The 18,345-nt window shown below is 60.7% G+C and carries 17 protein-coding genes; 5 read left to right on the plus strand and 12 right to left on the minus strand.

Annotated features, from left to right (window positions below; all coding sequences use genetic code 11):
• The first annotated feature begins 9 nt into the window (after positions 1–9).
• Together LGQ10_RS09110 and LGQ10_RS09115 are read left to right on the plus strand one after the other, a co-directional pair.
• Positions 10–579 (plus strand): CsiV family protein, encoded by a 570-nt coding sequence (locus LGQ10_RS09110; protein ID WP_226525349.1) that lies wholly within the window; start codon positions 10–12, stop codon positions 577–579.
• An 11-nt stretch (positions 580–590) separates the two neighbouring features.
• Complete coding sequence (locus tag LGQ10_RS09115; protein WP_226525350.1) at positions 591–3,281, plus strand: DEAD/DEAH box helicase; 2,691 nt, start codon at positions 591–593, stop codon at positions 3,279–3,281.
• 23 nt (positions 3,282–3,304) lie between these two features.
• On the opposite strand, the gene nagZ is transcribed toward LGQ10_RS09115, so the two are convergent.
• Both nagZ and LGQ10_RS09125 read right to left on the minus strand, forming a co-directional pair.
• Complete coding sequence (gene nagZ / locus LGQ10_RS09120) at positions 3,305–4,303, minus strand: beta-N-acetylhexosaminidase (protein WP_226526122.1); 999 nt, start codon at positions 4,301–4,303, stop codon at positions 3,305–3,307.
• 176 nt (positions 4,304–4,479) lie between these two features.
• A complete protein-coding gene (locus tag LGQ10_RS09125) occupies positions 4,480–5,193 on the minus strand; it encodes a TetR/AcrR family transcriptional regulator (RefSeq protein WP_058437910.1) in 714 nt (237 codons plus the stop codon).
• A 251-nt stretch (positions 5,194–5,444) separates the two neighbouring features.
• On the opposite strand from LGQ10_RS09125, the gene lexA reads away from it, so the two are divergent.
• Both lexA and sulA read left to right on the plus strand, forming a co-directional pair.
• Positions 5,445–6,050, plus strand: coding sequence for a transcriptional repressor LexA (gene lexA / locus LGQ10_RS09130; protein WP_058437912.1), 606 nt, complete (start codon positions 5,445–5,447; stop codon positions 6,048–6,050).
• 10 nt (positions 6,051–6,060) lie between these two features.
• Complete coding sequence (gene sulA, locus LGQ10_RS09135; protein WP_226525351.1) at positions 6,061–6,534, plus strand: SOS-induced cell division inhibitor SulA; 474 nt, start codon at positions 6,061–6,063, stop codon at positions 6,532–6,534.
• Positions 6,535–6,639: 105 nt separating this feature from the next.
• On the opposite strand, the gene LGQ10_RS09140 is transcribed toward sulA, so the two are convergent.
• The 10 genes from LGQ10_RS09140 to LGQ10_RS09185 all read right to left on the minus strand — a co-directional run bounded on the left by LGQ10_RS09140 (position 6,640) and on the right by LGQ10_RS09185 (position 17,735).
• On the minus strand, positions 6,640–6,873 hold the full coding sequence (locus LGQ10_RS09140; RefSeq protein ID WP_011060267.1) for a hypothetical protein: 234 nt from the start codon (positions 6,871–6,873) through the stop codon (positions 6,640–6,642).
• Between the two features lie 146 nt (positions 6,874–7,019).
• Positions 7,020–7,577, minus strand: a complete 558-nt coding sequence (locus LGQ10_RS09145) for a LemA family protein (RefSeq protein WP_226525352.1) — start codon at positions 7,575–7,577, stop codon at positions 7,020–7,022.
• Between the two features lie 3 nt (positions 7,578–7,580).
• Entirely contained in the window at positions 7,581–8,597 is a 1,017-nt protein-coding gene (locus tag LGQ10_RS09150; protein ID WP_226525353.1) for a hypothetical protein, read from the minus strand.
• Entirely contained in the window at positions 8,597–9,616 is a 1,020-nt protein-coding gene (locus LGQ10_RS09155; protein ID WP_226525354.1) for a hypothetical protein, read from the minus strand. The genes LGQ10_RS09150 and LGQ10_RS09155 overlap by 1 nt, the downstream gene beginning before the upstream one ends.
• Before the next feature lie 50 nt (positions 9,617–9,666).
• Positions 9,667–10,191: a DUF6586 family protein gene (locus tag LGQ10_RS09160; protein ID WP_058437921.1), complete on the minus strand. Its 525-nt coding sequence runs from the start codon at positions 10,189–10,191 to the stop codon at positions 9,667–9,669.
• Positions 10,192–10,352: 161 nt separating this feature from the next.
• On the minus strand, positions 10,353–12,962 hold the full coding sequence (topA, locus tag LGQ10_RS09165) for a type I DNA topoisomerase (protein WP_226525355.1): 2,610 nt from the start codon (positions 12,960–12,962) through the stop codon (positions 10,353–10,355).
• Positions 12,963–13,075: 113 nt separating this feature from the next.
• Positions 13,076–13,312: a DUF1653 domain-containing protein gene (locus tag LGQ10_RS09170; protein ID WP_226525356.1), complete on the minus strand. Its 237-nt coding sequence runs from the start codon at positions 13,310–13,312 to the stop codon at positions 13,076–13,078.
• An 87-nt stretch (positions 13,313–13,399) separates the two neighbouring features.
• Entirely contained in the window at positions 13,400–14,575 is a 1,176-nt protein-coding gene (fadA, locus tag LGQ10_RS09175) for an acetyl-CoA C-acyltransferase FadA (protein WP_058436739.1), read from the minus strand.
• A gap of 28 nt (positions 14,576–14,603) precedes the next feature.
• On the minus strand, positions 14,604–16,751 hold the full coding sequence (fadB, locus tag LGQ10_RS09180; protein WP_058436740.1) for a fatty acid oxidation complex subunit alpha FadB: 2,148 nt from the start codon (positions 16,749–16,751) through the stop codon (positions 14,604–14,606).
• Between the two features lie 546 nt (positions 16,752–17,297).
• On the minus strand, positions 17,298–17,735 hold the full coding sequence (locus tag LGQ10_RS09185) for a hypothetical protein (protein ID WP_226525357.1): 438 nt from the start codon (positions 17,733–17,735) through the stop codon (positions 17,298–17,300).
• A 99-nt stretch (positions 17,736–17,834) separates the two neighbouring features.
• Here LGQ10_RS09185 and LGQ10_RS09190 point away from each other — a divergent pair, with 99 nt between their 5' ends.
• Positions 17,835–18,272 (plus strand): universal stress protein, encoded by a 438-nt coding sequence (locus tag LGQ10_RS09190; protein ID WP_226525358.1) that lies wholly within the window; start codon positions 17,835–17,837, stop codon positions 18,270–18,272.
• Positions 18,273–18,345 lie beyond the last annotated feature (73 nt).

Here is an 18,345-nt window from a genome sequence, read left to right on the forward strand (position 1 = left end):
GGACGCCCCATGCGCCTGTTCCGCTCCCTGCCCCTGCTTCTGACCCTGGTCGTCGCGCCCATGGCCCTGGCCGACGACCGCTACCAGGTGGAAATGATCCTCGTACGCCAGAATGCCGAACCCCAGATCATCAGCCGCGCCGCGCCGGAGGACTGGGCTGCCGGCGCCCAGCGCCTGGGGCCGGACAGCCAGCGCACTCCGGCCCTGGGTGCAATCGTCGAGAAGCTCGGTGCCAGCGGCAACTACAGCGTGCTGCTGCACCGGGCCTGGCAGCAGACCCTGGGGGAAATCCCGGTCAAGGTCGCCCTCAGCGAAGGGCCCGAACAGTTCGGCCAGTTCCCCATCGAGGGCACCCTGGGCCTGACACTTGGGCGCTTCACCGATGTGGATGCCGACTTCTGGATCAATCAGATCGACGGCAATGGCCTGGTCACCCGCAGCGAGCGCCTGAAACAGCAGAGCCATACCAAGAACGGCCAGCTCAACTACCTGGATAACGGCCACCTGGCGCTGCTGATCAAGATCACTTCGCTGACCGCGCCGGCACCACGCCCCGCCCCGACTGAAATTCCGGACTGATCGAAGTCCCTATGATTCCGCCCCTAACCAAACCCCTGGCCCCGTCCTGGATCAACCGCTTCAAGGAACAAGCCCTGGAGCGCGGCCGGCGCTACGCCCTGGAACAACGCGTGCGCATCGTCAGCGCAGGAGACAGCGCTATCACGGCCAGCTGCGAAGGCTCTGGCGGCAATGTCTACCGCCAGACCATCACCCTGCGCGAATCGAGCAAGGGCAACCTGCTGCTGATCGACAGCCACTGCACCTGCCCTGTACACAGCAACTGCAAGCACATCGCCGCGGTCTTGCTGCAAGTGGAAGAAACCCTGGCCTACCCGGCAGCCGCCAAGGATGCCGAGTTGCTGGCAAAGCTCTCTGCTGTCCTGGACAGTCGCCGCCCGCCGGCACTCCCACAGCAGGTACTGGACGATGTGCGCCCCATCCCGCGACTGTGGCTGGCGAGCATCGAGTTCAGCGCCTTCGAACCGCGCAATGGCAAGATGCAACGCTACATCCAGCACCGCGCCGCGCTGTCCTTCAATTACCAGGGCGAATATGCCAGCGACCCGAAGCACGCCGACCTGATCATCCGCCAGGAACACCAGAGCCTGCGGATCAGGCGCCAGCCGGAACAGGAGCAGGCTTACCGCGAACAGCTGCGAGCCCTGGGCTTCAAGATCGCCACGCGCCAGAGCAAGGCCTTGCCGGAAAGCGCCGGCGAGCTGTACGAGATGGTCAACGACAGCGCGTGGCTGACCTTCACCCTCAACGAACTGCCCAAGCTGCGCGAGCAACACTGGGAGTTGCAGATCGATGAAGGCTTCGGCTTCGACCTGACAGCGGTGGACGACTGGTACGCCAGCGTCGACGAAGCGCCGGGGCGGGACTGGTTCGACCTGGAGCTGGGGATCATCGTCAACGGCGAGCGCCTGAGCCTGCTACCGATCCTGCTCAACCTGATGCGCTCGCACACCGAGATCCTCAACCCGGAACGCCTGGCCAGGCGCCGCGACGACGAACTGATCCTGGTCAACATTCCCAACCGCCCCAACTCCCTGCACGGCCCTCTGCAGGTGGCGCTGCCCTACGGCCGCCTGAAGCCGGTGCTGGCGACACTCGGCGAGTTCTACCTGCAGGAATCCGGCGATACCACCCTGCGCCTGAGCAGCGCCGATGCCACCCGCCTCAATCCGCTGCAGGACCTGCCGCTGCTGTGGGAAGGCGGTGAACACATTCGCACCTTCGCCCAGCGCCTGCGGGACATCCGCGATTATGCGGCGCCAGCGCCACAGGGCCTCAACGCCACCCTGCGCCCCTATCAACTCGAAGGCTTGAGCTGGATGCAGTCCCTGCGCCAACTGGAAGTGGGCGGCATCCTGGCCGACGACATGGGCCTGGGCAAGACCCTGCAGACCCTGGCGCACATTCTCAGCGAGAAGAACGCCGGGCGCCTGGATCGCCCCTGCATGGTAGTGATGCCCACCAGCCTGGTCCCCAACTGGCTGGACGAAGCGGCGCACTTCACCCCGCAGCTCAAGGTGCTGGCGCTGTATGGCGCCGGGCGCAAGAAGCACTTCGCCCAGCTGGGCGACTACGACCTGCTGCTGACCACCTATGCGCTGCTGCCCAAGGACATCGAACTGCTGGCTGCCCAGCCCTTGCATGTGCTGATCCTCGACGAGGCGCAGTACATCAAGAACCCGTCGAGCAAGGCCGCCCAGGCTGCCCGCGAGCTCAATGCCCGGCAGCGCCTGTGCCTGTCCGGCACGCCCCTGGAAAACCATCTGGGCGAACTCTGGTCACTGTTCCACTTCCTGCTGCCGGGCTGGCTGGGGGATGCGAAGAACTTCAACCGCGACTACCGCGTGCCCATCGAGAAACACGCCAGCGAAGTGCGCCTGCAACACCTCAACGGCCGGATCAAACCGTTCCTGCTACGCCGCACCAAGGAACAGGTGGCCACTGAACTGCCGCCCAAGACCGAAATCATCCACTGGGTAGAACTCAACGAGGCGCAGCGTGATGTCTACGAAACCATGCGCCTGGCCATGGACAAGAAGGTCCGCGACGAAATCACCCGCAAGGGTGTGGCCCGCAGCCAGATCATCATCCTCGAGGCGCTGCTCAAGCTGCGTCAGGTGTGCTGCGACCTGCGCCTGGTCAACGACGTGCCGCCAGCCCGCGGCAGCTCTTCCGGCAAGCTCGACAGCCTGATGGAAATGCTCGAGGAACTGCTCGAGGAAGGCCGGCGGATCCTGTTGTTTTCGCAGTTCACCTCGATGCTGAGCCTGATCGAAGTCGAGCTGAAGCGCCGCAATGTCGCCTATGGCCTGCTGACGGGCCAGACCCGGGACCGGCGCACGCCGGTAAGGGAGTTCCAGAGCGGCAAGCTGCCGATATTCCTTATCAGCCTCAAGGCTGGCGGAGTCGGCCTGAACCTGACCGAAGCCGATACGGTGATCCACTACGATCCCTGGTGGAACCCGGCTACCGAGACCCAGGCCACCGATCGCGCGTACCGCATCGGCCAGGAGAAACCGGTGTTCGTCTACAAGCTGATTGCCCGAGGCACCGTAGAAGAAAAGATCCAGCACTTGCAGCAGGAGAAATCGAACTTGGCGGCGGGCGTACTGGATGGGCGCCAGGCTGGCGACTGGAAGCTGCAGAGCGAAGACATCGAGGCGCTGTTCGCCCCCCTGCCGGATAACAAGACAGGCCGCTGAAGCGGCCTGTCGAAGGGGCTGGCTCAGTCGATCAACTGAGCGGCCCTGAGCGCGGCCAGCGCCGTCAGCCAGCGGGGATCCTGCTTGTACTCGAGATTGGCGAAAGCCTGGCCACGCATCCGCGCGATCCGCGGCGACGGGCTGACCTTGAGGCGCTGGGCAGCGCTCAGGGCCAGCTCTGCGGCCGCGCGGTCGTTGCACACCAGGCCCATGTCGCATCCAGCGCTCAGGGCTGCCTCGATCCGGCTCGCAGCATCGCCCACCACATGGGCTCCGGCCATGGACAGGTCATCACTGAAGATCACCCCATCGAACTGCAACTCACCGCGCAGGATGTCCTGCAGCCAGCGCCGGGAGAAACCGGCCGGCTGACTGTCGACTTGCGGGTAGATCACATGGGCCGGCATGACCGCCGCCAGTTGCTTGCTCAGGCGAGCGAATGGCAGCAAGTCCTTGGCACGGATGTCTTCCAGGCTGCGCTCGTCATTGGGGATCGCCACGTGGGAGTCCGCCTCGGCCCAGCCATGGCCTGGGAAGTGCTTGCCGGTGGCCGCCATGCCAGCGCTGTTCATGCCCCGGATAAAGGCTCCGGCCAGCAGTGCGGCGCGTTCTGGATCGCCCTCGAATGCACGGCTGCCCACCACTGCACTGCGCTGATGATCGAGGTCCAGAACCGGCGCGAAGCTCAAGTCCAGGCCGACCGCCAGGACTTCCGTGGCCATGACCCAGCCGCACTGCTCGGCCAGGTACTCGGCATTCACGTTGTCGGCCAGGGCGCGCATGGCTGGCAAGCGGACAAAACCCTGGCGCAGGCGCTGCACCCGCCCGCCTTCCTGGTCCACCGCCAGCAGCAGGTCGGAGCGGATGGCACGGATCGCCGCGCAGAGTTCACGCACCTGGCGTGGATGCTCGATATTGCGAGCAAAGATGATCAGCCCACCGACCTGCGGCTGGCGCAGGAGGTGGCGATCTTCGGCCGTCAACCAGGTACCGGCGACGTCCACCATCAAGGAGCCTTGCAGGCCAGTGGTCATAAAATTTCCTTAAACACGAATGCGCGCACCTTCTGCGATGGCTCTCGCAGGACGCAGGCAGCCGTAGCGCGGGGCGTCGGCGAGAGGAAGGCGCGGGGATGGAAAACGAGAATCGGCATGGGCGGCTAGCTTAGCGGATGTAAGCTGCCGCGCCCACCCGTGGGTCAGGCCTTGGCGGCTGCCGGGACTGGAACTGACTTGCTGCGTGGCTTGAGCTGGGCGCTGGCCATGGCCTCGTCGGTGACGCCGGTTTCAGCACGCATGCCGGCTGCGAGGAACGGCACCATCAACCGCATCACCTGCTCGATGGACGTGTTGACTCCGAAGTCGGTCTCGGCAATGGCGCGCAAGGCCTTGATTCCGGACATGCTGAATGCCGCGGCACCCAGCATGAAGTGCACGCGCCAGAACAGCTCGATAGGTGGAATACGCGGCGCCGCCTCATTGACCAGCAGCATGTAGCGACGGAACACCTTCCCATACATGTCTTCAAGGTAGCGACGCAGGTGCCCCTGGCTCTGGCTGAAGGCCAGCCCAAGCAGGCGCATGAAGATCGACAGGTCGTTGCCGCTGCGAGGCTGCACCACCAGCGCCTGTTCTACCAGGATCTCCAGCAGTTCTTCCAGACTTGGCTTGCCGTCCGGCTTGGCCTGACGACGCTCCAGCTCACGATCGAGGCTGATGCAGAACGGCCCCAGGAAGCGTGAAAACACGGCCTGGATCAGGGCTTTCTTGGAACCAAAATGGTAATTGACTGCCGCCAGGTTGACTCCAGCCTTGCTGGTGATCAGCCGCAACGAGGTTTCGGCAAAACCTTTTTCCGCGAACAACTGCTCGGCAGCATCGAGAATGCGTTCAACGGTTTCCGACTGGGCCATGGCTACTCCGCCTGACAAACACTTGTTTGAAACATACGTTTCAGGCTCTGCAATGTCAAGCCTGCCTAGCCCTACGGGACCCGTCCGGCGCGTTATTTAATCATACCTGCCGCACCCTGTAGCCTGCCCCGGGCGGCAGATTCCGACGCCAGGACGACAACCGCCTGGCCGGGCACCGCAAAAGGAGGATTGCCAAGCCAGGTTCACTGTATATAATCCCAGCAACTGTATAAAAAGACAGAGCGATCGACATGCTAAAACTGACGCCCCGCCAAGCTGAGATTCTGGCTTTTATCAAACGCTGCCTCGAAGACAACGGTTACCCGCCAACCCGCGCCGAAATTGCGCAGGAATTGGGTTTCAAGTCCCCCAATGCTGCCGAGGAACACCTCAAGGCCCTGGCTCGCAAGGGCGCGATCGAGATGACCCCCGGCGCCTCCCGCGGCATCCGCATCCCGGGCTTCGAAGCCAAGAGCGACGATACTCTACCGATCATTGGCCGTGTCGCCGCCGGCGCACCGATCCTCGCACAGCAGCACATCGAGGAGTCTTGCAACATCAACCCGGCCTTCTTCCACCCTCGTGCCGACTACCTGCTAAGGGTGCACGGCATGAGCATGAAGGACATCGGCATCTTCGACGGCGACCTGCTGGCCGTGCATACCACTCGCGAAGCCCGTAACGGCCAGGTGGTCGTGGCGCGCATCGGCGACGAAGTCACGGTCAAGCGCTTCAAGCGCGAAGGCAGCAAGGTCTGGCTGATCGCCGAAAACCCAGAGTTCGCCCCTATCGAAGTCAACCTGAAAGATCAGGAACTGGTGATCGAAGGCTTGAGTGTCGGCGTCATTCGCCGCTGAAGGAGGCTCCATGCAGTTCCCCCACACGCCACAGCAAGCACAACTGCCCCTTTTCGAGGCATTCCTGGCTCAGCCCCTGGCGCCAGCTCTCAAGGAAGCGGTCGAATCATCCTGGAACAATGCTCCGGAAGCCTTCAGCGAACTGTCGTTGCGCGGCGCTGCCGGGAACTGCCTGAACCTCCTGGCCCCTATTCTCAGGGAACTGAGCCAGGACCAGGACGCCCGCTGGCTGACCCTGATCGCCCCGCCCTCCAGCCTGACCCAAACCTGGCTGCGTGATGCTGGCCTGAATCGCGAACGTATCCTGCTGCTTCAACCCAGGGGCAGCCAGAGCCCTCTGCAATTGGCCTGCGAGGCGTTACGCCTGGGTCGTAGCCATACGGTGGTCAGCTGGCTTAGCCCGTTGAGCAGCAACGCTCGGCAGCAGCTGGTCAGTGCTGCACGCACTGGCGAGGCGCAAAGCCTGAACATTCGATTGGGATAGATACTGGGAAGTCGCTGAAAATACGCTTGGATGACTCGAGGCTTCTCCAGGATTGAGAAGCCGGAACAATACGACGAATGACCTGAAGAAAACCGATAAACGGGTTTAGTGAAGAACCCGTGGACCATCTTCCTTGTCGATTTCACCCTCGACCAGGCGACCTGCCATCTGTACGCCGACGCTCAACATGGCCTTGGCTACTTCTACATGCTGGCCCTGCAAAAAGGCCTTGGCGTCCTCGGAGAAATCCAAGGTAACCAGAGAACCCTCGTCCTCAGCCCTGCGCAGCTCGATACGACCGTCTGGCAATTCGACAATTTCTAGAAAGGACGTTGGCATAAAGATCTGTTCTCCACGAAAGGCGGGGGATTATACCAGCCATCATCCTCTCCCCGCTCAGGAATCGCTAACGCCGAACAGGCCCGCCGTGACTGTTCGGAATACCCATTACGGGTCAATACCCCTGCGGAAACGACTCAGCACCTTCAGAAATTCGGTTTGTATTCAAACCCTGCCGAGGCCTGACTGTCGGAGAATGGCGTGATCAGCGACTTCTTCAGGGTCAACCTATTGACCAGGGAACCGGGGAACAACTGAATCGCGTTATTGAACTGCTCCACATTCAGGTTGAACAGAGTAATGGCTCCCCCAATGTTGCCTTCCTGCTCGGCAACCTCACGCATCAGGTTGCTCCACAATTCGACAGACTTGAGGTCGGGATAGGCTTCAAACGCAAGATTCAACCCTCCCAGCAAAGCCTTGGCGCCCTGGTCCACCGAATTGAGCGCGTCGCCATCGGCTGCAGACGGCAAGCTGCCAATGGCGCTCCGCAACCCAACGATCTTTTCCAGCAACTGGCTTTCATAAGCCTGAAAACCAGCCACTTGCGGCTCGAGCATGTCCAGCACCTTGATTCTCTGCCGCTGATAGGTCAGCACATCCGACCAGGCACGTTGAGCGCGGTTGTACGCGCTGACAATCTTGTTGTAGTGCACATAGGCAAGAACGCCCACGGCAATCGCGATGACCAACCACAACTCCATACCCTACTGCTCCAGCTCTTCAGCGACCTTCAATGGAAGATCAAAATTGTTGTCGTGCAATTCCGCCAGTTCGTGCACCAGGGCCAGTACCGGAAACAGATTCGGCAACTCCAGCCCTTGCTCGATGTTTGCATAGAAGCTCGATAGATCCTCAAGCGTGCCTGGATCCTTGTAGGCCATGACTTCTGCATCATCGAAGCTCAGGCATAGATGCCCCTGGCTGGAAAACTCCAGATTCACTTTTTTCAGCCGCCGATAAATATTCAACAGAAAAGCCAGGGTTGTAGGCGTCGCGAACTTTGCGCAATCCAACTCGCTGTCACCGGCAAAACTGAAGGTTCTATTGAACTCATCGGACGTGGTCTCGAAGACCTTGGACCTGGTGCTTTTCTTGCTCGCCAGGTCACTGCGCACCTTTACACCGGTAACCCAAGGAAACTCCACCACCAGGCTGAAGCGATCGAAGTGTTCGTAGACCCTTTCACTTTCGCCATCGGATTTGGTTTTGTTGTGGGAGTTCACATAGTGCAAATGGTGGAAGACGAAGGACAATTGATGCCGCGCGCCCTGATACACGCCGCTGGCCGAAGCCTCGACACGACGGCTGTCGTTACCACGATCATAATCGTCGAACTCCTCATTCAATCGCCCCAGGCGCTCATCTGCAGTACCGCCCGGATCGCAGAGGCCATTACTGAGAAACGAGCATTGCCGGGCGATGCTCTTCGGCAACTCGTCCAAAGCCGCCGAGCGGCTCATCCAGATATATAGACTGGCAAAACCCAGGCACGCAGTGGCAAACCACATCAACACCACGCCCGCCAGAGCAGGCATCGCCGACGCCACGGCCAGCGACAACAACACCCAGGACTGGGCATGGTCGAACTGCAGTCCTCCCTTGAAGGCCTTCAGCCTGTCGATGATTGCCAACAGATCTTCATTGGACCGGGCTTGCGCCACCGCCACATTGCAATCGCCCAACAAACGCACCAACGCGGCATCCCGCTTGAGAAACTGCATCACCCTTCCCTGATCAGATCACTGGACTCGGATTCTCCTGCCGAATCATCGTGCAATAGCGCCAACTGATGCACCCACTCCAGCACTGGAAACAGTCCCGGAAGTTCAACGCCCTCCTTGATCCGCTCGCGAAACATCGAGAGATCACTCAAAGACCCCAGGTCGGCATGGGCCATGATCTCTGCGTTATCGAAACTCAGACAGAGTCGTCCCTGGCTGGAGAATTCCAGGTTCACCTTGTCCAGACGGCGTGAAAGCCCCATCAGCAAGCTCAGGGTCGCAGGTGTCACGAATTGCTCGCAGCTGGCCTGATCCTTGCCACGCAGCCCAAAGACTTCATCGAAAGCGCTGCAGTTGGTCTTGAACGGCTGCCCAGCCATTGGGAGCTCCAGGTGACTGGAGCGCACCGCAATGTCCGTCACCCAGGGGAAATCCACCACCAGGCTATAGCGATTGAAGGTCTCGAAGACCGTCCTGTAGCTCCCCCCTACACCTCGCTGGCTGCTGGAGGTGACGTACTGCAGGTGGTGATACTCGAACGCCAGTGAATGGCGACTTCCCTGATAGATACCCTGGATCGAATCCACGATGTGCCGCCGCTCATTGCCGCGCTGATAATCGGCAAATTCGCTATTGAGTTTTTTAAGCCGCCAATCGGCAGTGCTGTCGAATTCGCTCAATTCATTACAGAACAGGGCGCATTTACGGGCGATGCTGGTTGCCAGGTCCGTCAACGACCCAGAAAGCCCTTTACGCGTGTAGTAGCTGAAAAAAGCCAGGGCCACGCCCACCCAGAACATCCCCCCCATGCCATCCATCAACAAGACTGCGGCGAAGGATGCACAGGCCAGCACCAGCAGGATTATCGATTGCACATGATCGAATTCCAGTCCACCAGGGAACACTTCGAGCCGGTCAAGCACCTCCAGCAGGTCCTCGGTGGACTGAGCACGAGCGACTCGCACCTGGGAGTCGTTCAGCAGGCGCACCAGCGCCTGGTCACGCAAGAAGAACAGCATGAATCTTCCTTGATCAAATAATCGTACGGCGAATCAGGTGGCGTCCGGTCTCAACACTCGTTCAAGCCATCCCGAAAACGAATGGCCAGGGCCTTGAGGTTTTGCCGCCAGCTTTCCAGCTCCTCTCGCCCCAGTTCCTGCTGCGACTCCGCCTCCCCCAGGTTGACTGCCTCGATCAGCGGCTGGGTCACGTCACCCTTGGGTTTGCGAGGCGCACGCGGAGGCTGGAGCAACGCCCCGTAGGCGGCCAACAGCTGTGCCAGCCAGGTTTGCGGACTGTGTGCCAGCTCGACCAGCTCAGCCAGTTCGGGAATGGCAAGGCTCTCCAGCACGTCACGATTGAGGATCTGCTCCACACGGGATGCCCCCGCCTGCGGCAGCCGGTAGAAACCGGCAATCTCATGACACAACCCAAGCAGCGCCCCATACAAGTGAAACAACGCCGACTCACGGCCAGCCTGGACCAGGGCCTGGGCGTTCATCGCCCGCCCCTCCTCGGCTCGCGCCAAGGCTTCCAGCGCCAAGCCGGCGAAATAGATTTTCTGGTTGGTACGGGTATAGAGCTCATGGGCCATTTAGGCAGCCTCCACTACGAGAAGAGAACCGGGTGCGGACGCCACAGTTTCAGGGATCGATCCTGCCGGCCGCAAGCCAAAAGAAAGGCCGCATACTCCCCTGGAGCATGCGGCCTTGCGAGTCACTGCGCTGGAGGCAGGCCTCCAGCGCCTGGTTCCCCTCAGCGCTTGTCTTCGATCTTCCAGCTGCCGCCGTCGTAGAAAGCACGCCAGCCGGTGGGCTTGCCGTCGACTTCGGTCTGCACGTACTGCTCCTTGGTCTTGCGACTGTAGCGCACGACCGCTGGACGACCCTCAGGGTCCTTCTTCGGCGCTTCGCAAAGGAAGTGGTACTTGGGATCGATCTCATCCTTGTGCGGGATCAGCTCGAGCACCAATGGTGCACGGGTCTCGCGGTTCTTCGGGAACTGGCTGGCAGCCAGGAACAGCCCCGATGCACCGTCACGCAGGATGTAGGTGTCGTTGACCTTCTCGCACTTGAGCTCTGGCATCTTCACCGGATCCATCTTCGGTGGCGCCGCGTCACCGCTCTTCAGCAGTTTGCGGGTGTTCTTGCAGGCAGCGTTGGTGCAACCGAAGAACTTGCCGAAACGACCGGTCTTGAGCTGCATCTCGCTACCGCACTTGTCGCACTCCAGGCTCGGCCCCTCGTAGCCCTTGATCCGGTAGCTGCCTTCTTCGATCTCGTAACCCGCGCAATCCGGATTGTTGCCACAGATATGCAGCTTGCGCTTTTCGTCCAGCAGGTAGGCATCCATCGCCGTGCTGCAGATCGGGCAACGATGCTTGCCACGCAGCACCAGGGACTCGGACTCACCCTCGTCATCTGCCGCGATCTCATCACCTGGCACCAGGTTGACGGTGGCCTTGCAACGCTCCTTGGGTGGCAGGCTATAACCCGAGCAGCCCAGGAACACGCCTGTGGAAGCCGTACGGATCTGCATTGGCCGACCGCAGGTCTGGCATGGGATATCGGTCATGACTGGCTGGTTGGCACGCATGCCGCTTTCAGCGCCCTCGGCAACTTCGAGCTTCTTCTTGAAGTCGCCGTAGAACTCGTCGAGCACGCTCTTCCAGTCACGCTCACCCTGGGCCACGTCGTCGAGGTTCTCCTCCATGCCGGCTGTGAAGCCGTAGTCCATGAGGTCGGAGAAGCTTTCAGACAGGCGCTCGGTAACGATGTCGCCCATCTTTTCCGAATAGAACCGACGGTTGTGCAACGTCACATAACCACGATCCTGGATAGTGGAAATGATCGCCGCGTAGGTAGACGGACGGCCGATCCCACGCTTTTCCATCTCCTTCACCAGGCTGGCTTCGGAGTAGCGTGCCGGCGGCTTGGTGAAGTGCTGGCTCGGGTCCAGCTGGATCAGCTTCAGCACTTCGCCCTGCGCCATGTCCGGCAGTACATCGTCATCGCCCGGCTTGCTCACCTGCGGCATGACCCGGGTGTAACCGTCGAACTTGAGGATACGACCCTTGGCACGCAGCTCGAATTCGCCAGCAGCAACGCTGACGGTGGTGGACAGGTATTGTGCCGGCGGCATCTGGCAAGCCACGAATTGGCGCCAGATCAACTCGTACAGGCGCTCAGCATCGCGCTCCATGCCCGACAGCTTGCTCGGATGGGTGTTCACGTCGGACGGACGAATCGCTTCGTGCGCCTCCTGCGCCCCTTCCTTGCTGCTGTAGACGTTGGGCGAGGCTGGCAGGTACTTGTCGCCGAACTCGCTCTCGATATAGCTGCGCGCCATCGCCACGGCATCGGCCGAGAGGTTGGTGGAGTCGGTACGCATGTAGGTGATGTAACCCGCCTCATACAAGCGCTGGGCCATCATCATGGTTTTCTTCACCCCGAAGCCCAGGCGGTTGCTCGCGGCCTGCTGCAATGTGGAGGTGATGAAAGGGGCCGACGGCTTGCTGCTGGTCGGCTTGTCTTCGCGCTTGACGACGCTGTAGGACGAAGCCTTGAGCTTTTCCAGCGCTGCCATGGCCTGGGCTTCGTTCAGCGGCTTGAAGGCTTCACCCTTCTCACGCGCTACTTCGAAACGCACCTTGGCACTCTTGGCAGTGCCAAGGTCGGCGTGTATTTCCCAGTACTCTTCAGGAATGAAGGCGCGGATCTCGCGTTCACGCTCAACCACAAGCTTCACCGCCACCGACTGCACGCGACCGGCGGACAGGCCACGGGCAATCTTGGCCCACAGCAGCGGCGACACCATGTAGCCGACTACGCGATCGAGGAAACGACGAGCCTGCTGGGCATTGACCCGATGAATATCCAGCTCGCCGGGCTGGGAGAAGGCTTCCTGGATCGCCTTCTTGGTAATTTCGTTGAACACCACGCGCTTGTAGCGCTCGTCATCCCCACCGATGGCTTCGCGCAGGTGCCAGGCAATCGCCTCCCCTTCGCGGTCCAAGTCCGTTGCGAGATAGATGGTGTCGGCATCCTTGGCAAGGCGGCGCAGCTCTTCGATGACCTTTTCCTTGCCGGGAAGTATTTCGTACTTGGCTTTCCAGCCGTGCTCGGGATCGACACCCATGCGCGACACCAGCTGCTTGCGCGCCTTTTCCTTCGGCGACAAGGCCGGGGCCTCGCCCACAGCCTTGCCACGCTTGGCGGCCGGTTCCTTGGCGGCACTTGCCGAACCGCTGGTGGGCAGGTCTCGGATATGGCCGATACTCGACTTCACCACGTATTGGTTGCCCAAGTACTTGTTGATGGTCTTGGCCTTAGCCGGGGATTCCACAATGACCAGCGATTTGCCCATGGATCGGAAAATTCCTGAATTCGAGAAGTTGAGGCGGATGGCGCCTGACGCGGCACCGCTATATATAGTGGCAACAAGGTGAGGTCAAGCGCGGGGTGCTGCGCGACCTGCGTTCAAGCCGGTGAAAAAAGACTGGGTTCGGCCTGCACCAAAGCAAAGCGCGGGACCTGCTCCCCGTCAACTTCGACCGACTCCAGGAACATGCCCAAGGGGCGTACCCAGAAGCCGTAATCGCCATACAGGGCTTGGTAGAACACCACTTCCTCTTCCGTTTCCGAATGCCGCGCCACGCTGAATACGCGGTACTGCGGCCCCTTGTAATGCTGGTAGAGCCCGGGTTGTAACTGCATGCTCTGGCCCTCGTGCAAAAAAAAATAAAAAAACTTCAGAAAAACAAAAACCGGGGCACAGGGCCCCGGCTTCCATCAACCCAACGCTTAAACGCGTTCGAAGACGGTCGAGATGCCCTGGCCAAGGCCGATGCACATGGTGGACACACCGAAGGTGCCGCCATTCTGCTTCATGACATTGAGCAAGGTCCCGGAGATACGCGCACCGGAACAGCCGAACGGGTGACCCAGGGCGATTGCGCCGCCGTGCAGGTTAACCTTCTCGTCCATCTTGTCGAGTACTTTCAGATCTTTCAGCACTGGCAGGGCCTGTGCAGCGAAAGCTTCGTTGAGTTCGAAGAAGTCGATGTCGGTGATTCCCAGGCCCGCGCGCTTCAGGGCTTTTTGCGTAGCCGGTACTGGACCATAGCCCATGATCGCCGGGTCAACACCTGCTACAGCCATCGAGCGGATCACCGCCAACGGCTGGATACCCAGGTCCTGGGCACGCTGAGCCGACATCACGATCATGCACGAGGCGCCGTCGGTGATCTGCGACGAGGTGCCGGCAGTCACGGTACCGCCCTTGGGGTTGAACGCCGGCTTCAGGGCCGCCAGGCTCTCCAGGGTGGTGTCCGGACGGATGGTCTCGTCGTAGTCGAACAGCTTCAGGAAGCCATTCTCGTCGTAACCCTGCATCGGGATGATCTCATCCTTGAACTTGCCCTCCAGGGTCGCCTTGTGGGCGAGCTGGTGGGAGCGCACGCCGAAGGCGTCCTGCTGCTCGCGGGTGATGCCGTGCATCTTGCCCAGCATCTCGGCCGTCAGCCCCATCATGCCCGAGGCCTTCGCCGCGTACAGGGACAGGTGTGGGTTCGGGTCGACGCCGTGCATCATGCTCACGTGCCCCATGTGCTCGACACCACCGACCACGAACACATCACCGTTGCCGGTCATGATCGCTTGCGCTGCGGTATGCAGGGCGCTCATGGACGAACCACACAGGCGGCTGACGGTCTGGCCGGCCGATGTGTGAGGGATCTGGGTCATCAGCGACGCCATGCGTGCGATGTTCCAGCCCTGCTCCAGGGTCTGGTTGACGCAGCCCCAGATCACGTCCTCGACTTCCGCCGGGTCGACCTTCGCATTGCGTTCCAGCAGTTTGCTGATCAGGTGCGCCGACATGTCTTCAGCGCGGGTATTGCGGTGCATGCCGCCCTTGGAGCGGCCCATCGGAGTACGACCGAAGTCGACAATCACGACGTCTCTAGGATTCAAGCTCATATGTTCACTCTCGCTCTAGTGTGGGCGCTTAACCGAAGAAGCTCTGGCCGTTCTTGGCCATTTCACGCAGCTTCGCGGTCGGGTGGTACAGCGCGCCCAGATCGGCGTACTGGTCGGCCAGGGCAACGAACTCGGCAACACCGATCGAGTCGATGTAGCGCAGCGCGCCGCCACGGAATGGAGGGAAACCAATACCGTAGACCAGGCCCATGTCGGCTTCGGCAGCCGTCTCGACGATGCCGTCTTCCAGGCAACGAACGGTCTCCAGGCACAGCGGGATCATCATCCAGTTGATGATGTCTTCGTCGGAGACTTCACGCTGCTCGTAGATGATCGGCTTGAGCACTTCCAGCACCGCTGGGTCGGCGACCTTCTTCTGCTTGCCGCGCTTGTCGGTCTCGTAGGCATAGAAGCCCTTGCCGTTCTTCTGGCCCAGGCGCTTGGCCTCGTAGAGCACATCGATGGCCGAGCGACGGTCATCCTTCATGCGGTCAGGGAAGCCTTCAGCCATCACGTCGCGACCGTGGTGGCCAGTGTCGATGCCGACCACGTCCATCAGGTACGCCGGGCCCATTGGCCAGCCGAATTTTTCCATGATCTTGTCGATGCGCACGAAGTCCACGCCAGCGCTGACCAGCTTGGCGAAACCGCCGAAGTACGGGAACAGCACGCGGTTGACCAGGAAGCCCGGGCAGTCGTTGACCACGATCGGGTTCTTGCCCATTTTCTTGGCATAGGCAACCGTGGTGGCCACCGCCAGCTCACTGGACTTCTCGCCACGGATCACTTCCACCAGCGGCATCATGTGCACTGGGTTGAAGAAGTGCATGCCAACGAAGTTTTCCGGACGCTTGAGGGCCTTGGCCAACAGGCTGATGGAAATGGTCGAGGTGTTGGACGCCAGGATCGCGTCTTCCTTGACCTGGGCTTCGACTTCGGCCAATACGGCCTGCTTGACCTTGGGGTTCTCGACCACGGCTTCGACCACCAGGTCGACATTGCCGAAGTCACCGTAGGACAGGGTCGGGCGAATGCCGTTGAGCACTTCGGCCATCTTCGCGGCAGTCATGCGGCCTTTCTCAACGCGACCGACCAGCAGCTTGGCGGCTTCTGCCAGGCCCTGCTCGATACCGTGCTCGTTGATATCCTTCATCAGGATCGGCGTGCCCTTGGAGGCCGACTGGTAAGCGATGCCACCACCCATGATGCCTGCGCCGAGTACGGCGGCCTGCTTCACGTCCTTGGCGATTTCGTCGTAGGCCTTGGCTTTTTTCTTCAGTTCCTGATCATTCAGGAACAGACCGATCAGGCTTTGCGCAGCAGAGGTCTTGGCCAGTTTTACGAAGCCTGCGGCTTCCACTTCCAGGGCCTTGTCGCGGCCAAAGTTGGCGGCTTTCTGAATGGTCTTGATCGCTTCGACCGGCGCCGGGTAGTTCGGACCCGCCTGGCCGGCCACGAAACCCTTGGCGGTTTCGAAAGCCATCATCTGCTCGATGGCATTGAGCTTGATCTTTTCCAGCTTGGGCTGGCGCTTGGCCTTGTAGTCGAACTGGCCGGAGATGGCGCCCTTGATCAGGGTCAGGGCAGCATCCTTGAGTTTCTCGGGAGCGACCACGGCATCCACCGCGCCGACTTTCAGCGCGTCTTCGGCACGGTTTTCCTTGCCGGCGGCGATCCACTCGATGGCGTTGTCGGTACCGATCAGGCGTGGCAGGCGTACGGTGCCGCCGAAGCCCGGGTAGATGCCCAGCTTGACTTCCGGCAGGCCGATCTTGGCGTTGGCGGACATGACGCGGTAGTCCGCTGCCAGGCACATCTCCAGACCGCCACCCAGGGCGATGCCGTTGATGGCGACAACAGTCGGCACGTCAAGGTCTTCGAAATCGCTGAAGATCTTGTTGGCTTCGAGGTTGCCAGCCACCAGCTCGGCATCCGGCAGCTTGAAGTTATCGACAAACTCGGTGATGTCGGCGCCGACGATGAACACGTCCTTGCCACTGCTGACGATCACGCCCTTGATCGAAGCATCTGCCTTGATGGTGTCAACAGCCTGACGCAATTCGTTCAGGGTTAGACGGTTGAACTTGTTGACGGACTCACCCTTGAGGTCGAAATTCAATTCGACGATGCCACTTTCAAGAGCCTTAACCGTGATGGCTTTACCTTCGTAAATCATCAACTGATCTCCACGATATGGAAGCTGAACAGTACACGTCGGACGCTAACTTCTGGCATGGCACTGACGTTACCGTCGATGCTAACGCCAATCCGCCAGGCACACCCGCCAACGCGATAGTCGGGAATCTGTATAGAAACGCTTGAGATACAAACGCTCATTTCATACGCCCGTTTGATTTGGGTACGCCACATTCACGGAAAATCCGCTAATTGTCAATCGCCCAAAATGCTGTTTGAAACGCGACTTTGCGGTCATTCCCACGTGCGACAGGCCACCAACACGCCCCTGCATTTATAGCCATTCATAGGATCAATCTTTAGAAAAATCTGCCTAAACCTCCCACTGGTAGGGCAGCGCCTGACTATGCTGGGGCAAATATCCGAGGGAAAAGCGCACCACACGGGGCACTATCGGCTGGCAAGGGCCGCCGCCCAGACAGCAAAAAGCCACCCGCAGGTGGCTTCTTCAAAGGTTACCGGCCTGCCTGGCCACCCCGCCCGATGCTGAGTCGGGCTTTTTATTGCTCGCCCGTGGGCCTGGCTGTCAGGCCAATGCCTTGAGCACCGCAGCGATGTCCTGCAGAACCCGAGGCTCACCCCGCTCATTCCAGTACAGTGAAATCAGCTGCTTGTCGGCCTCTACCTTGAAGACCCCGGGCGGCAGGGTTTGCAGGTGCTTGAGCAGCGTCTCGTCGTCACAGGGCTCGCGCCATTGGTTGACCCAACTTCCCGGGGCCACCTGCCAATAGCTCCAGCAAGCCACCGGCCCGCCACGCCTTGGCTGGTGGTACTGCGGGCATGGGCTGGGAGGCTGCTGCTCGAGCCAATGCGGCCACTCCTGGGGCGCCAGCTGCATGGCCAGCCCTATGCGCCGGGCCTCCATGCGCATGGCGATCAACCCGCTCTGGTGACGCGAAGGTCGCAGCCACGCCCAGGGGCTCAGGACCACTACAAGGATTGACACCACTATCCAGACCGTCATATCTGTACTCTCGATTCTTGATGAGCGGGCCTGACCGGAACCAACCCGCTTGAAACCAGCCATACTTGAAGCTATTGCAATCCTCAGGAGGAGCGCCTCATGCCCTACCACCATATTCTGGTCGCCGTAGATCTAACCGAAGAGTGCGATCCCGTTATCCATCGTGCTCGCGAGCTGTCGGTGAGCAATGGGGCCAAGCTGTCCCTGGTGCATATTGTCGAGCCCATGGCCATGGCTTTCGGCGGTGACGTCCCGATGGATCTCTCGCAACTGCAACAACAACAGTTCGACCAGGCCAGGGAGCGTCTCGATCGGCTGATCAACAAGTACCCGGAGCTGACCAAGGAATACAGCCACCTGACCTACGGCCAGCCACGCCAGGAGATCCACCACCTGGCCAAGGAACAGGCATGCGACCTGATCGTGGTCGGCAGTCATGGCCGCCATGGCCTGGCCCTGCTCCTCGGCTCCACCGCCAACGATGTGCTGCACGGCGCTCCTTGCGATGTGCTGGCGGTACACCTGGCCAAGCGCTGAGCCCTGCGGCTACCGGGCTCAGGAACAGCAGCCCCGACAAAAAGCCCGACTCTGGAGTCGGGCTTTTTTTGCA

The organism is Pseudomonas sp. L5B5 (genome assembly GCF_020520285.1).
Classification (GTDB): Bacteria; Pseudomonadota; Gammaproteobacteria; order Pseudomonadales; family Pseudomonadaceae; genus Aquipseudomonas.